The sequence below is a fragment of the Labilithrix sp. genome (genome assembly GCA_019637155.1).
In the GTDB taxonomy this organism is placed as follows: Bacteria; Myxococcota_A; Polyangia; order Polyangiales; family Polyangiaceae; genus Labilithrix.
The window spans coordinates 281,498-296,065 of record JAHBWE010000014.1 but is presented as its reverse complement, the minus strand read 5'-3'; the positions used below and the strand labels follow the sequence as shown (position 1 = coordinate 296,065).

The window sequence follows — 14,568 nt, the reverse complement described above, 5'->3', positions numbered from 1 at the left end:
CGTGATGGTATGATGGATCGATGCGGCGGCTTCGTGCCGGGGTTGCGATGGGTGCAGCGTCGGTGGTTTATGTGGGGATCCTCGCGGTTGGGTGCCGCGACGTGAACTATGTCGTGCTTCCTGCTGACGGCGCGGTTGCCGATGTCGCGACCGATCGGCGCCGGCCTCCCGTCAAAAGCAGCGACGACGACGACGATGGCGATGACGATGACGATGACGATGTCGCCGACGCGACGGCCGCTGACGCGAAGGGCGGCGACGCCGCGCTCGACGCCGGGAGCGATGCGCGCGCGGCCCGTGACGCGAACGGGCCCGGCGCGACCGGCACCGAGTGCAGCTTCAACCATGACTGCCAGCTCGCGCTCCGGTGTGAGTGCGACGGCATCTGCGCCTGCACCCCGGGCGCGCGCGGGACGACGGCTCCTGGGCAGCCGTGCGCGGACGGTCAGGACTGCACGAGCGCGGTCTGCCTCGAAGGCACCGGCGGACAGCTCCGCTGCAGCGACGAGTGCCAGACCGCGAGCGAGTGCCCACCCGAGCTGCCGCGGTGCGCGAACGTCTCGCTCGTCGGCCGCATCTGCGTCCGCGCGCAGCCATAGCGCGGACGTCAGAGCGACATCGGACGCGGACGTCAGGCGCGGACGTCAGGCGCGGACGTCAGAGTGGATATCGCATTGCGACGTCGCAGCGAGTGTAGGTGGCGCCGTAGCGGCGATTGATCTCGTTGTCGTGGATGAAGCCGAGCTTTTCGTAGAGTCGGATCGCGGCTACACATTTTCGGTTCGTGAGGAGGTAGAGCGTCTTTACGCGCATCGCCTTCGCTCGTGCGATCGCGGCGGAGAGCAGGAGCTCACCTGCCTTGCGGCCGCGGGCGCGCTCCGTCACGCCCATCTTCGTGAGCTCGTAGACGCCGTCTTCGACCTTCATCAGCGCGGCGGTGCCTATCACGCCGAGCTCCTTTGATTCGGCAAAAAGGACAACACCGCCTGAATCAATGATGGTCCCGCGTGGGTTCGAGAGGATCTCGACGTCCTTCTTCTCGAGCACGAACATCGACTCGATCCACTCCGCGTTGATGTCGTGGAACGCCGTCGCGAGCTCGTCGTCGTAGTCGCGAATCGTGACGACGTCGCGCGCGCGGTCCGCCGCCGCCAGCGCCCGCGCCTCGAGCGGCCGCTCCTCGAGGCCCTGCTCCAGGAGCGCGAGCTGCTCGAGCAACGTCCCCGCGAGCGGCGCGCAGAGCGCCGTGACCGCCTCGTCGATGATCGGCCACGCCGCCTTCTTCGCCTTCGCGATCAGCGCGCGGCCCTGCCGCGTCAGCGTGAGCAGCTTCTGCCGCTGGTCCTCCCCCGGCTCCGAGGCGACGAGGCCCCGCTCGACGAGCCCCGCCGCCGTGCGCGTCACCGCCGGCTGGCTGACGCCGAGCGCCTCCACCGTCGCCGAGACTGTCATCGGTCCGAAACGATCGAGCGCGGCGAGGAGCGCGACCTCCGCCGGCTGCGCGTCCACGCCCATCGCGCGATGCACCTTGGCCGCGTCGGCCTGGAGCCGCTCCGCGACCCGCTTGAGGCGGCTGCCGAGGAAGAGATGCCCGAGATCGGCGACGAGGTCCGGCATGAGCATTACATAACACGTTATGTTATTTCCGCAACCCCGCCGCGCGGGGGTACGCTGGACGCGATGTCGCCGCGCGCCCTCGTCATGCTCCTCGCGTGCGCCGCGTGCGCCGCCTGCGTCGTGTGCGCCGCGTGCGCGACGCAGCCGGCCGGTCCGGCGCGGAGCGCCGCGGAGGTGGAGTTCGCGGAGACGCAAGGAGGCGGCGCGATCTCGGGGGCGACCTCGCACGCCGCGATCCCCTACGCCGCGTCTTCGCCGACGCAGAAGCTCGACCTGTTCGTGCCGCAGAACGGGAGGAAGCCCTACCCCGTCGTCGTGCGCTTCCACGGCGGCGCGTTCCACACCGGCTCCGCGCGGATGGTGGAGCTCGGCCCCGCCGCGGAGGCCGTCGTCGCCGCGGGCTACGTGTTCGCGGCGGTGAACTACCGCCTCGCGCCGGAGGCCCCCTTCCCCGCCGCCGCGCGCGACGCGAAGGCGGCGGTGCGCTTCCTCCGCGCGAACGCGGAGCGATGGGACCTCGACCCGGAGCGCTTCGCGGCGTGGGGAGACTCGGCCGGCGGCTGGCTCGCGGTGATGCTCGGCGTCACCGGCGATCAGCCGACCGCGTTCGACGATCCCTCCCTCGGCAACGCGCACGTGTCCGCCGCGGTGCAGGCGGTGGTGGACTGGTACGGGCCGACCGACTTCGCGCAGATGGACGCGCAGCACGCGGCCCACCCGCCCGTCGCGTGCCCCGAGACGTACGAGCGCCACTCCGGCCCTTCGACCGCGGAGTCGACGTGGGTGTGCGGCGATCGCTGGCTCGACCTCGGCGATCCGGCCTGCGTCGCCGCGACGCGCGCCGCGAACCTGATCGGCTACGTCGAGACCGCGCGCGTGCTGCCGCCGTTCATGATCGCGCACGGCGCCGACGACTGCACGGTGCCGTGGTCGCAGTCCGTCGCGCTGGCGGAGGCGCTCCGCAAGCGCGAGGCCGAGGTCACGTACACGAAGGTCCCACGCGCGCGGCACGCCGATCCACACATCGAGGCGAGCGAGACACCGCGCGCGCTCGAGCTCCTCGCGAAGACGTTCCCGCCGCCAGGCTGAGCGTGCGCCTCACGCGCAGCGGCGCCGGGCTGAGCGCCGATCACGCGTTCGGGTCGAAGCGTAGGGTCGTGAGGAGGTGCTCGGCGCACGAGCGCACCGCCGCCGTCGCGGTGCGCCGCGAGCGGTACACGAGCCATACCGCGCCGGTCGGACCCGCGACCGCCGGCAGCACGCGTACGAGCTCGCCGCTCCGCACGTGCTCCGCGCAGGTGCGCGACGGCAGGAGGCCGATCCCCACGCCGGCGAGCACGGCCTGCTTCGCCGACGTGAAGTCGGTCACGTAGAGCCGCGGCGCGAACGCGAAGCGACGCCGGCGCTCGCCCGACCACAGCTCCCAGACCGCGCTCGCGCCCGACGTCCCCGCGCCGACGAGGTCGTGCGCCTCGAGGTCCGCCACCTCCTCCGGCCGCCCCTTCCGCGCGAGGTAGGCGGGGCTCGCGAAGAGGTGCCGCGGGCTCTCGACGAGCTTCCTCGCGACGTAGTCGGGCGCGCCGACGTCGCCGGCGCGAACGGCGACGTCGATGCCGCGCAGCGAGAGATCGACGCGGCGATCGGTGACGTCGATCTCCACCGTGACGAGCGGCTGCGCGACGAGGTACGGCGCGAGCGCGCGCGTGACGGCGGGACCGAGCGCGGCGGTGCAGGTGAGCCGCACCTTGCCGCGCGGTACGACGTGGCGCTCGCGGACCTGACGGCTCCCGCGCGCGAGCTCCTCCAGCGCGCGCTCCGCGTGCGTGAAATACGTGCGCCCGGTCTCGGAGAGGCGGAGGCTCCGCGTCGTCCGCTCGAGCAGGCGCGTCCCGAGCTTCTCCTCGAGCCGCGCGACGCGGCGGCTCACGGTGGAGATCGGGAGGCCCTGCTCCTTCGCGGCGGCGGTGAAGCTCTCCGCCTTCACGACGCGCACGAAGAGCTGCACGTCGTTGAGGTCCTCCTGCGCCGCGGCGCCGATGATTTTTGCTGCCACGACAAAAATGCCTTTCGCCGATCGACGCTACTGCCGCGCGCTCGAGAGCGCCATCCTGGTGCGCATGGCAAAGAACATCGTCGTCACGGGAGCTACGGGCAACATCGGCCGGCGCGTCGTGGAGGGGCTCGCCGCCAAGAAGGCGCCCGTCGTCGCGCTCGTCCGCGACGCGGCGAAGGGCGAGTCGCTCGCCGCCCTCGGCGCGAAGGTCGCGCTCGGCTCGTTCGAGGACCGCGCGTCGCTCGAGCGCGCCTTCGTCGAGGCGGACACGGTCGTCCTCATCACCCCCGCGAACGCGCGCGCGGCGGAGCAGACCCTCGCCGCGATCGACGCGGCGAAGAAGACCGGCGTGAGGAAGATCGTGCGGATCTCGGCGCTGAAGGCGAGCCCCGACGGCCCGACCGACAACACGCGCCAGCACGGTCGCACCGAAGCCGCGCTCCTCGCCTCGGGCCTCGCGTACGTCGTGCTCCGCCCTCACCTCTTCCTCCAGAACCTCTTCGCGTCGCTCCCGACCATCCTCGGTCAGGGGCAGATCTACTTCGGCGTCGGCGACGGCAAGATGGGCATGATCGACACGCGCGACGTCGCGGACGCCGCGATCGTCGCCGCGACGACGGACACCTTCGACCGCTCCGTCCTCGAGCTGACGGGGCCCGCGAGCATCGATTACCACGCCGTCGCGGCGGCGGTGTCGCGCGGGCTCGGCAAGCCGGTCGCCTACGTGCCGGTCCCGCCGCAGGCCGCCGCCGACGCGATGCGCGCGATGGGCGCCGACGACTGGACCGCCGGCGTCATCCACGACTACTGCGCCGCCTACGCGTCGGGCTGGGGCGACTTCACGACGAACGAGGTGGAGCGCATCACGGGCCACGCGCCGCGCTCGGTCGACGACTTCGTGCGCGAGGTGCTCGCCGCCCAGCGCTGAGGGGTGGACGTCCGCGCGTCCCCCCCGGACGCGCGCCGGTCCGTCCTCGCGTGGTCACGCCCTCCCCTCCCGTCGTTCACGACGCGGGAATAACCCGCAGAAAACAGCGACAATGGCGCTGGCAACGTTCATGCAACGCGGGACGGCGTACCTTCGGGAGGAGACCACGATGATGCGAGCGACGACGATCGGGACCCTGGCCGCCACCCTCACCCTGAGCGCGTTCCTGACCGGGTGCCCCAAGGACTCCGAGGAGTCCTCGGAGCCGATGACGCTGGGCGAGGCCCGCGAGGCGCTCGAGGAGTCGCAGGCCGAGTCCGAGGCCGCGTCGCTCCAGCAGAACACGGTCGAGATCTCGACGAACTTCACGATCGGCAAGGCGGTGAAGGACGCCGCCGGCGAGCTGAAGACGTTCATCCAGACGCAGCTGCCGTGCGCCGAGATCACGCTCGTGGACGCGACGCTGTCCGTCACCTATGGCGCGAAGCCTGGAAACTGCATCTATCGCGGGCAGAAGTTCAGCGGCACGCACGTCGTGAAGGTCGAGAAGAACGAGGACGAGATCGTCGTCGACCACGAGTGGAAGGAGATCTCGAACGGCAAGGTGAAGGTCACCGGCACCGCCCACGTCACGTGGGATTTCGACTCCAAATCGCGCCGCGTCGAATACGAGGGCACGTGGACGCGCATCGCGGACGGACGCAGCGGGACCGGCACCGGCGACATCACGCAGACGGCGCTCCCCAACGGCGTGACGGAGGGGATCCAGATCGACGGCAGCCGCTCGTGGACGGGCACGAAGGGCAGGTGGGACCTCGCGGTGCAGGGCATCCAGGTGCGCTGGGTCGATCCCGTCCCGCAGGCGGGGACCTATCGCCTCGCGTCGCCGAAGGGACGCTCGCTCGTGCTCTCGTTCGCGCGCGTCGACGGCGACACGATCGCGGTCACGCTCGGGAACGACACGAAGTCGTTCACGTTCAACGTCAACGCGCTCGGCGTCGTCGCGGAGAAGTAGACCGGCAGCGCGAGCTCACCACTCCGAGCTCACCACTCCGAGTGCAGCATCGGGAGCGCGAGACCGACCGCGCTCCCGACCAGCGCGCCCGCGGCGACGTCCGTCGGGTAGTGGTATCCCGCCTCGATCTTCAGGAGCGCGACGCTCGTCGCGAGCGCGTGCCCGACGCCGAGGACGACGAAGCGCCACGGGCTCCGGGGATGACGCTTCCAGAACGTGACCGCGTACGACGTCGCCGCCGCGAACGACGTGGAGCTGTGGCCCGAGATGAAGCTGCGGTACGCGTCCGGGCTGTCGAGGTCGTCTTGCAGCGCGCTCGGGTTGTAGACGAAAGGCGCGGTGCGGCCGACGGCGGACTTCGTGAGCTGCGTGATCGCCTGCGTGACGACGACCGACTCGAGGAGCACGACCGTGTCCTCGAACCAGCCGCGGAAGCGCGTGTCCGCGGCGTCGAAGAGGATCGGCGCCGCGACGAGCCCGAGGACGATCACGCTCGCGAGCCCGTGCGCAGGCCGCGAGTAGTTGCCGATGACGCCTTCGTCGATCGCGAGCATTCCCGCCGGCGGCTCGCAGCCGGGATGACACGCGGGCTTCGGTGACCGATGAACGACGTCATCGAGCCGGCGAGGCCGAGCGCGAGGAGCGGCGCGTCGTATTGCCACTTGAGCCGATACGGGCTCGCGTCGTCGGCGCGCGCGTCGCGAGCGACGAGGAGCACGCCCGCGGCGACGACGGCACGGAGAGCGATCATCGCCCCTCAACGTAGTAGAGTGGCCGCGTGGCCGTCATCGCAGACTTCGCTGGGTTCGGGCGTGAGCTCGCTGAGATCTTCGAGCAGGGCCGCGCGCTCGAGGACGGCGCGGTAGCGACGTACATCCCGCAGCTCGCGCGGGTCGATCCGAAGGCCTACGGCGTCGCGATCTGCAGCATCGACGGCATGCGCTGGTCGGCCGGCGATGCAGCGGTGGACTTCACCGCGCAATCGACGATGAAGCCGATCAACTACTGCATCGCGGCGGAGGAGATCGGCATCGAGGCCGTGCACGAGGTGATCGGCCGCGAGCCGAGCGGCCGCGGCTTCAACGAGCTCACGCTCAACAAGGAGAACCGCCCCCACAACCCGATGATCAACGCCGGTGCGATCGCGACGTGTTCGCTGATCAAGCGCGGCGCCACCGTCGCGGATCGCTTCGACCACGTCATCGAGCAGTGGCGCCGGCTCGCCGGCGGCGCGAAGCCCGGCTTCTCGAACGCGGTGTACCTCTCCGAGAAGGAGAAGGGCGATCGCAACTACGCGCTCGGCTACTTCATGAAAGAGAAGCGCGTGTTCCCCGAGAACACCGACCTCATCGACACGCTCGAGTTCTACTTCCAGTGCTGCTCGATCGAGACGACGTGCGAGCGCTCCGCCGTCATCGCGGCCGTGCTCGCGAACGGCGGCGTCTGCCCGATCACGAACGAGCGCATCTTCCACTTCGACACCGTCCGCGCCTGCCTCTCGCTCATGTACTCGTGCGGGATGTACGACTTCTCCGGCGAGTTCGCGTTCACCGTCGGCTTGCCGGCGAAGAGCGGCGTCTCCGGCGCGATGATGGTCGTCGTCCCCAACGTCCTCGGCCTCTGCATCTGGTCGCCGCGGCTCGACGACCTCGGCAACAGCGTCCGCGGCCTCGCCTTCTGCAACGAGCTCGTGCGCCGCTTCAACTTCCACAACTACGACGACCTGGTGAACTCGCTGGAAACGAAGCGCGACCCACGCCGTCCGTCCGCGTGCGTGTGACCGGCGACGACGGCGCGAAGGCCTGGACACATGCCGCCTTCCGCTGACTTTCGAGTAGAGTGGCGGGCACGATGGCCGAGGCGAAGACGAAGCAGAACGAGCTCAGCGTGAAGGCGTTCCTCGACGGGATCGAGGATCCGCAGAAGCGGAAGGACGCCGTCGCCGTCTCGAAGATGATGGAGAAGGCGAGCGGCGAGAAGCCGAAGATGTGGGGCACGAGCATCGTCGGGTTCGGCTCCTACCACTACGTCTACGAGTCCGGCCGCGAGGGCGACGCGCCGCGCATCGGGTTCTCGCCGCGTTCGGCGGCGCTCACCTTCTACGTGATGGCGGGGCTCGAGAGCCCGAAGGTCGCGAAGCTGCTCGCGTCGCTCGGCAAGCACACGACCGGCAAGGGTTGCCTCTACGTGAAGCGCCTCGCCGACGTCGACGCCGCGGTGCTCGAGAAGCTCATCCAGCAGACGGCGACGGAGTCGAAGAAGCTCGGCGTGAAACCCGCGAAGTCTCGAGCCTGAGCCGCGTCACTTCGCGCCGGTCGGCGGGGCGTCGCCTACTTGCTGCCGACGACCGCCGCGAGCAGCGAGGCCGGACCGTCCGACGTGACCTTCACCTTGCTCGACTCGATCGTCACGCCACCGGCACCGACGAAGACCTTCGAGCCGCCGACCTTGAAGGCGATCCCCGTCGCGCCCGTCATCGTGAGCGCGCCGCCGATCGTGAGCTCCAGCGCGTCGGCGCTGGCGATCGCGATGTCGGCCGCGGACGTGACGTTCCACGCTGCGCCGATCGTGGAGGTGCGCTTGCCGCCGACCGTGAGCGAGAGGTCCTTGCCCGAGACGTCGATGAGCGCTCCGCCGACGGTGAGGCTCTGTTTGCCCTCGATCGTCGAGGTCTTCCCCATCTTCGCGGTCTCGGCCTTCGGGCCGCCGCACGTCAGGCTCATGTCGTCGCCGACGACGAGGCTCGCGCCCTCGTCCGCGCTCTCCGTCAGGCTGCCCGTCACGTTCGCCGCGACGTCGCCGGCGGTCGCAAGGGTGAGGTTCGCCTTGCTCGTCACGTCGTGCGCGCCGGTGACGCTCAGCTTGCGGTCGCCGACGACGGTGACCTTCTCGTCCTTCTTCACCGTCTTGGTGCGCGCGCCCTCGACGGCGAGCGTCTGGTTGCCGGCGACGGTGACGTCCCAGAGGCCCTGCACTTCGCGCGAGCGGTTGCCCTTCACCGTGATCGTCTCGTCGACCTTGACCGTCGACATCCGGCTCGTCGTCACCTTGGAGGTGCGGTCGTTCGCGACCGTGAGCTCCATGTCCTTCTGCGCGTGCATGTGGATGTGCTCGCTGCCGGCGAGGTCGTCGATGCGGATCTCGTTGTGGCCCGCGCCCCCGGGCGAGCTGTACGAGAGGAGCGTCGACACCGTCTTCTTTGCCGGCAACGCGTACGGCGGCAGGTACATCGCGTTGTAGACGCGTCCCGTCACGATCGGCCGGTCCGGATCGCCGTGCTCGAACTCGACGAGGACCTCCCAGCCGATGCGCGGGATCGCCATCGACCCGGACATCGCGAGCTGCGCGACGCGCACCCACGCCGAGCTCTTGTCGTCGAACGCGGAGTGGCGGTCCCAGTGGTATTTCAGCTTCACGCGCGCGTGCGCGTCGGTGTGGATCTCCTGGCCGGCCGGGCCGGTCACGAACGCCGTCTGCGGCCCGCGGATGCGCGGGCGCGGGGTCTTCAGCAACGGCCGGAACGGCACGCTCTTCGGGATCGCGAGGGCCTCCGTGTTCCAGCGATGGCCGGGGGACAGCTCGCCGTCGTAGGTGTGCGTCACCGCGGTGACGAGCCATTCGATCGAGAGGGCGTCTGCCGGCGCGTTCTCGAGCGTGAACGTCCCGCCCGCGGCGAGCGCGGGGGCGACGCCTTCGCTCTCCACACCGCTCGACGCGGACGCGAACGCTTCGATGCGTGCCTTCGCGCGCGCCTTTCCTTCCGCCGGCGTGACGTAGCCGGCGGGATACTCGTAGTGCTCGCGCGCGCCGGGGCTGCTCTTCTCGCTCGAGGACTCGAGGTCGAGCGCGGGCTTCTGCCAGTCCAGGTCGCGGAGGGTCACCTTCTGGGGCCGCAACGCCTCCCGCTCGGCGATCGAGCGGATGCGCCAGGGGCCGAGCACGTCGCCGCCATCCTCCGCGAACGGCAAGGTCGCCGTGGCCGCGGCGCGATGCGCGTCGGGCGAATCGCCGAGGACGAGGTCGAGCCCACCTCGACCGTCCTCGACCCAGTACGAGATGCCCTCGGCCTCGAGCAGCCGCGACACGAACGCGAGCATCGTCTCGTTGTACTGCGTGCATGACGCAAGCTTCGAGTACGTGCCGCTGAGGCGCTTCACGATGCGGGCGGCGGGAAAGCCCGCGTCGAGGAGCACCTGCTCGACGATCTCGGGGACGGTCTTCTCCTGGAAGATCCGGCAGTCGCTCGAGTATGCGAGGAGCTCGAGCGGCGATCCGACCGTGAGCAGGAGGACGTTGCCCTGCTTGCCCCAGGCCTCCGTCACACCGAGGACGACGCCTTCGAAACGACGGGCGGCGGCTCCGTTGGCCGTCACGTCGATCTGCACGCCCTTCCGCAGGAGGTCCTGCGCCTGGAGCCCGTACCGCCGGCGCGAGATCGAGACCTCGATGCGGCGCGGCGTGCTGATCGCGTCCTTCACGCGCACGAGCGACGGAAGCATTCCCGCCGGCTCGATGCCGTCGATCTGGATCGTGGCGACGATGTCGGTGATTGTCTCGGTGGTCATCAGGGGTTGTGTTTCACTTGGGCGCCGTCGAGGACGAGCATGGGGCCGGCGACGGTGAGCATGGCGGCCTTCACCGTGACCTCGCTCGACTTGATCGTGATCGTGCTCGCGCCGCACTGAATCGTGATCTCGGACTTGCCGACGATCTCGATCTCCGGCGCCGTCGCGGTGAGCGCGGCGCCCACGGTGAGCGTCGCCTTCCCGGTCGACGACTCCGACGCGCTCCCCTTGGTCGTCACCGCATGGGCGGCCGCGATCGTGTCCTTGAGCGCGCCCTTCACCGTCAGGCCGACGCCGGTCTTCCCGTTCGACGTACGCGCACCGGCGACGGTCTCGGTCGAATCGCCCTTGGTCGTCGTGACGAGACCGCCGTCGGCCTTCGTCGTCCACCCCGCGGTTGCGTTGGCGGTCAGCTTCTTGAGCACCTCGCGCGTGAAGCCCTTCTTCGCCGTCGCCGCCATCGTGCCGCTCACGGTGAGCTTGCGGTTCTTGCCGACGTCGACGGTGCGGTCCGCGGTGACGGTCTCCGCGCGCTTCCCGCTGACGGAGGCCTCCTCGTTGCCCTTCACGGTGATGGATCGGCTCCCCTCGATCGTCGTCGTCTCGGCGCCCTTCACCGTCGTCGATTGATCGACCTTCACGGTGAGCTTCTCGTCTGCACCGGTCGTCTCGGTCCGGTCCTTCGTCACCTCGAGGGTGTGATTGTTGCCGACCGTCCGCGCCTCGTCGTTGCCGATCTCGACGTTCATGTCGCGCGCGGCGTGGAACGACACCTTCTCGGACGCGTTCTTGTCCTCGAACACCATCTCCGAGAGCGTGCCGTCGCTCGGGCTCGTGAGCGTCTGCCACGCCGTCTGCGTCATGTTGTCCGGCAGCTTGTATGGAGTCGGATGGGTGCCGTCGACGAGGCGCGCCATCGCCCAGGGGCGATCGGCGTCGCCGTCGAGATGCCCCACGAGCATCCCCCAGCCGATGCGCGGGATCGTCATCGAACGACCGAGCTGCATCTGCCCGCTCCGCGCGCGGATCGTCACCGTATCGTCCTTCTTGGTGCTCCGATCCCACGGCGGCTGCACGAAGACGTCACCACTCGCGTCGGCGTCGATCTCCTGCGGCGCCCCCCGGACCCACGCCGTCTCGACGCCGAGGTGTTCGTGCGCGCGCGGAACGAGCGGGAGGCGGAACGGCGTCGTGGCGGGGACCGCGGTGAACCGCACCTCGCACGGCGTGCGCGTGGAGATCGACCACTCCACCGCGATGCAGAGGAGCTTCGTGAACGCCTCCGGAAGCGAGCCGGAGGACTCGATCGTCATCGTCTTTCCGCAGCGGATGGAGAGACGGTCGGAGCGTCCGGTCACGACCACCGCGCGCGCCCGGAGCGCCTGCAGCGCCTGCGTGGCGCGCTGCTTCGCTTCGTTCGCCGTCTTCGCGACAGCCGGCCACTCGTACACCGCGCGCTTCGCCCCGGCGTCGGCGACCTCACCCTCGATCGCGAGCTTCGGCTTCTTCGGATCGTAGTCGCGCGTGCGGAAGACCTCGGTGAGCGCCGTCGTGCGCGACGCGAGCGAGGCGACCCACGCCTCGTTCGAGAGGACGCCGTGCGCGAGGCGATGGAGGAACGACGTGCTCATCGCCTCCGCCTTCGCCGCGTCGTCGGCGAACACGAGCGTCGTGCCGGCGTTCGGGTCGTGATCGTAGAACCAGTAGATGCCGTCCTCGCGCGCGATGCGGTCGATGAACGCCCAGTCGGACTCACGATGTTGCACCGTGTGCTCGCGCGCGCCGTGCGTTCCGATCGACCACTTCGCCGCCGCGGCGCCGGACCGCTGGATGACGTCCTTCACGATGGCGTCGGACGTCTTGGCGAGGAACACGTGCGAGTCCTGACCGTGCGCGAGGAGCTCGTGGGCGGGACCGAGATCGAGCTCGAGCGCCTGCCCGGACTCGGACCACTTCGCGCGCGCACCGACGACGATCCCGTTCACGACGAGGTCACCGCCGCTCGTCGTCGGAGAGAGGGTCAGCACGAAGGGCTTGCCGAGCAAGTCCTTGGCCGGGCTTCCGTTCCCGATCGCGTCGGCGCGGATGCGGAAGTGGGCGCCGATCTCCTCGCGCCCGGAGGCGGCGGTGATCGTGAATGCTTCGCCGTCGATCGTGAGCTCGAGCAAGGACATGTCACATCGCGATCTGCGGGTTGCCGACGATTTCGACGCCGCCCGAGCCCTTCAAGGTGATGACCCCGACGAGCCCGACGGAGGCCGCCGTGAGGCTGACGATGCCGCCGGCGCCGATGAACGTGCCCGCCCCCGCCACCGTGACCTTCACCGTTTTTCCGGCGAGCTGCAGCTTGCCCGCCGCGGTGAGCGTGGCGGCGGCGCCGACGGTGCGCGCCATCTCCCCCTTGGCGCTCGAGACGCGGTTACCGTCCACCGTCTCCACCCAGGCGCCGCCGACGGTGAAGGTGGCGTCACCGCCGATCGCTTCGCTCAGCGGCCCGTCGGACGACGCGACGGTCTTCGCGGCGCCGACCGTCTCGCTCGACTTGCCCGCGACGTAGATCGTGTAGTCCTTCTTCGCCGACGCCGTCACCGACGCGAGCACGGTCAGATCGTATTTGCCCTTCGCGGTCTCGAGGAGCTCCGCATCGGCGGCGACGGTGAGGTCCTGCCCGACGCTCTCCTCGTCGTTGCCGTCGATGCGCGCGGAGACCCCGCCCTCGATCGTCGTCGTCTCGTCCTTCGTGACCGTCTTCTTCCGGTTGCCCGCGACGGCGACGCCCGCGTCCTTCAAGGCTTTCGCGGTGTCGTCCTTCTCGACGGTGGAGGTCTGGTTTCCACCGATGAGGGTCGTGGAGTCCTTGCCGATCGTCACGGTGTCGTTCGCTCCGATCGTCTCGCTCTCGTCGTGGAGGATCGTCGCGTCGAGGTCCTTCGCCGCGATGACCTCCATCTTCATCGCGCCGCCCTTGTCGTCGATCGTGATGGCGTTGATCTTCTCGGCGCGAGGGCTCGTGAACGTGTCGAACGACGTCTTCGTCTGGAGGTCCGGCAGCTTCTCCGGCGCGAGATGCTGGCCGTCGTACATGCGCGCGACGACGACGGGGCGATCGGGGTCGCCGTCCAGATGGCGCACGGCCAGCTCCCAGCCGACGCGGGCGAGCATCATCGATCCGGCGAGCGCGGGCTGGAGCACGCGGACCCACTGGGACGACGCGTCGTCGTCGGGCCCGAGGCGGTCGAAGCCGTACTTCAGCTTCGTCCGTCCGAGCTTGTCGGTGTGGATCTCCTGTCCGCTCGGACCCGTCGCGACCGCGGAGGACGTGCCGGCGGCGACGGGGCGCGGCGCCGTGCGCGCGGGTCGAAAGGGCAGCTCGAACGGTGACGCGACGAACGCGTTCCGGTAATGGCCCTTGTCGTACGTGTGCTCGACCCGGCGGAGGAGGTACTTCCCGCTCTCGGTCGGGAGCGAGCGGTCGCGGGCGGTGGTGAGCGTGAACCACGCCGCGGCGCGGAGATGCGGCCGGTCGGACGACCCGCGCAGGATCATCTTCGAGCTCGCGACTTCCTCCGCGCGGATCTTCGCGATCGCGCCGCCCTCGCTCTGCGTCGTGAAGCGGCCGGGATACTCGAAGAGCTCGCCCGCCGCGTCCTCGTCCACGCGGGTGCGGGAGAGGAGATCGACCCCGGGCTTCTCGAAGTCGTAGTCGCGGAGCGCCACCGCGCCGCTCGTGACGTGGTGCTCCACGAGGAGCTCGTCGATGCCGCGGCCGACGTCCTCGTCCGCGAAGGGAACCGTCTCCCCCGCGACCGGGGAGAAGGCGTCCGCCGCGTCGGCGACGACCAGCTTCGGCGCCGACGTGTCGTCGGGCGAAAACCAGAAGATGCCCTCCTCCTCGAGGAGCCGCGAGAAGAAGTCGTAGTCGGTCTCGTCGTACTGGACGGTCGCGATGCGAGGGGTCTTGCCGCGCGTCGCCTTCCAGTCGGCCGTGACGTCCACCGTTTGGGTGACGACCTTCGCGATGTCTTCGACGGATTTCTCGAGGAACGGGCGCCGATCTCGCTGGAGGCGCAGGAGGGCGAGCGGATGCTCCAGCTGGAGCGAGACGAGATCGTGCGTCGAGTGGTCGAGACCGAGATAGTCCACGGCGGTGACGACGAGCGGGAAGCTGCGGCTCGTGCTCTGGTCGATCACGATCGACAGCGTCGCCGCGGAGCCGATCAGCGCCTCCGGATCGGCGGGGTCGAGCGTGCTGTCGTCCGTCGGGGCGACGACCACGACCGCCCTCGTCGGCGTACTGATCTCTTCGATGAGAGTCGCAGATTCGACCCGGAGCACGCCCCCCGCGAGGTCGGGACAAGAGAGCGTCGCCATGACAGCCATCGGTCCTCTC

Annotated in this window: 13 protein-coding genes; 6 read left to right on the top strand and 7 right to left on the bottom strand. The window is 69.8% G+C overall.

Going from position 1 to position 14,568, the window contains the following annotated elements:
• The first annotated feature begins 20 nt into the window (after positions 1–20).
• Positions 21–599, top strand: coding sequence for a hypothetical protein (locus KF837_29130; protein MBX3231424.1), 579 nt, complete (start codon positions 21–23; stop codon positions 597–599).
• 58 nt (positions 600–657) lie between these two features.
• Here the strand turns inward: KF837_29130 and KF837_29125 are convergent, their stop codons facing one another.
• Positions 658–1,617 (bottom strand): bifunctional helix-turn-helix transcriptional regulator/GNAT family N-acetyltransferase, encoded by a 960-nt coding sequence (locus KF837_29125; protein ID MBX3231423.1) that lies wholly within the window; start codon positions 1,615–1,617, stop codon positions 658–660.
• A gap of 63 nt (positions 1,618–1,680) precedes the next feature.
• Between KF837_29125 and KF837_29120 the strand changes: the two genes are divergently transcribed.
• A complete protein-coding gene (locus KF837_29120; protein MBX3231422.1) occupies positions 1,681–2,706 on the top strand; it encodes an alpha/beta hydrolase in 1,026 nt (341 codons plus the stop codon).
• Positions 2,707–2,746: 40 nt separating this feature from the next.
• Here KF837_29120 and KF837_29115 read toward each other — a convergent pair whose 3' ends face one another.
• On the bottom strand, positions 2,747–3,655 hold the full coding sequence (locus KF837_29115; GenBank protein ID MBX3231421.1) for a LysR family transcriptional regulator: 909 nt from the start codon (positions 3,653–3,655) through the stop codon (positions 2,747–2,749).
• A gap of 79 nt (positions 3,656–3,734) precedes the next feature.
• Here KF837_29115 and KF837_29110 point away from each other — a divergent pair, with 79 nt between their 5' ends.
• Together KF837_29110 and KF837_29105 are read left to right on the top strand one after the other, a co-directional pair.
• Positions 3,735–4,598 (top strand): NAD(P)H-binding protein, encoded by an 864-nt coding sequence (locus KF837_29110; GenBank protein ID MBX3231420.1) that lies wholly within the window; start codon positions 3,735–3,737, stop codon positions 4,596–4,598.
• 169 nt (positions 4,599–4,767) lie between these two features.
• Positions 4,768–5,613, top strand: coding sequence for a hypothetical protein (locus KF837_29105; protein MBX3231419.1), 846 nt, complete (start codon positions 4,768–4,770; stop codon positions 5,611–5,613).
• 29 nt (positions 5,614–5,642) lie between these two features.
• Here KF837_29105 and KF837_29100 read toward each other — a convergent pair whose 3' ends face one another.
• Together KF837_29100 and KF837_29095 are read right to left on the bottom strand one after the other, a co-directional pair.
• On the bottom strand, positions 5,643–6,167 hold the full coding sequence (locus KF837_29100) for a phosphatase PAP2 family protein (protein MBX3231418.1): 525 nt from the start codon (positions 6,165–6,167) through the stop codon (positions 5,643–5,645).
• Positions 6,101–6,364: a hypothetical protein gene (locus KF837_29095; protein ID MBX3231417.1), complete on the bottom strand. Its 264-nt coding sequence runs from the start codon at positions 6,362–6,364 to the stop codon at positions 6,101–6,103. Before KF837_29095 ends, KF837_29100 begins: the two co-directional genes overlap by 67 nt.
• A 27-nt stretch (positions 6,365–6,391) precedes the next feature.
• Here KF837_29095 and glsA point away from each other — a divergent pair, with 27 nt between their 5' ends.
• Together glsA and KF837_29085 are read left to right on the top strand one after the other, a co-directional pair.
• Positions 6,392–7,393: a glutaminase A gene (glsA, locus tag KF837_29090; protein MBX3231416.1), complete on the top strand. Its 1,002-nt coding sequence runs from the start codon at positions 6,392–6,394 to the stop codon at positions 7,391–7,393.
• Between the two features lie 71 nt (positions 7,394–7,464).
• Positions 7,465–7,908 (top strand): DUF1801 domain-containing protein, encoded by a 444-nt coding sequence (locus tag KF837_29085; protein MBX3231415.1) that lies wholly within the window; start codon positions 7,465–7,467, stop codon positions 7,906–7,908.
• 35 nt (positions 7,909–7,943) lie between these two features.
• Here KF837_29085 and tssI (KF837_29080) read toward each other — a convergent pair whose 3' ends face one another.
• Genes tssI (KF837_29080) through tssI (KF837_29070) form a run of 3 tightly spaced genes read right to left on the bottom strand, consistent with a single transcriptional unit; the run spans position 7,944 to position 14,549 of the window.
• Positions 7,944–10,178, bottom strand: coding sequence for a type VI secretion system tip protein VgrG (gene tssI / locus KF837_29080; GenBank protein ID MBX3231414.1), 2,235 nt, complete (start codon positions 10,176–10,178; stop codon positions 7,944–7,946).
• A complete protein-coding gene (gene tssI / locus KF837_29075) occupies positions 10,178–12,352 on the bottom strand; it encodes a type VI secretion system tip protein VgrG (GenBank protein ID MBX3231413.1) in 2,175 nt (724 codons plus the stop codon). Before tssI (KF837_29075) ends, tssI (KF837_29080) begins: the two co-directional genes overlap by 1 nt.
• Position 12,353: 1 nt before the next feature.
• Complete coding sequence (gene tssI, locus KF837_29070) at positions 12,354–14,549, bottom strand: type VI secretion system tip protein VgrG (GenBank protein MBX3231412.1); 2,196 nt, start codon at positions 14,547–14,549, stop codon at positions 12,354–12,356.
• Positions 14,550–14,568 lie beyond the last annotated feature (19 nt).

Coding starts and splice junctions, on each gene's coding strand:
- tssI (MBX3231412.1), bottom strand. CDS start 14,549: ATGGCGACGCTCTCTTGTCCCGACCTCGCGGGGGGCGTGCTCCGGGTC.
- tssI (MBX3231414.1), bottom strand. CDS start 10,178: ATGACCACCGAGACAATCACCGACATCGTCGCCACGATCCAGATCGAC.
- KF837_29095 (MBX3231417.1), bottom strand. CDS start 6,364: ATGATCGCTCTCCGTGCCGTCGTCGCCGCGGGCGTGCTCCTCGTCGCT.
- KF837_29110 (MBX3231420.1), top strand. CDS start 3,735: ATGGCAAAGAACATCGTCGTCACGGGAGCTACGGGCAACATCGGCCGG.
- tssI (MBX3231413.1), bottom strand. CDS start 12,352: ATGTCCTTGCTCGAGCTCACGATCGACGGCGAAGCATTCACGATCACC.
- KF837_29100 (MBX3231418.1), bottom strand. CDS start 6,167: ATGCTCGCGATCGACGAAGGCGTCATCGGCAACTACTCGCGGCCTGCG.
- KF837_29130 (MBX3231424.1), top strand. CDS start 21: ATGCGGCGGCTTCGTGCCGGGGTTGCGATGGGTGCAGCGTCGGTGGTT.
- KF837_29085 (MBX3231415.1), top strand. CDS start 7,465: ATGGCCGAGGCGAAGACGAAGCAGAACGAGCTCAGCGTGAAGGCGTTC.
- KF837_29105 (MBX3231419.1), top strand. CDS start 4,768: ATGATGCGAGCGACGACGATCGGGACCCTGGCCGCCACCCTCACCCTG.
- KF837_29120 (MBX3231422.1), top strand. CDS start 1,681: ATGTCGCCGCGCGCCCTCGTCATGCTCCTCGCGTGCGCCGCGTGCGCC.
- KF837_29125 (MBX3231423.1), bottom strand. CDS start 1,617: ATGCCGGACCTCGTCGCCGATCTCGGGCATCTCTTCCTCGGCAGCCGC.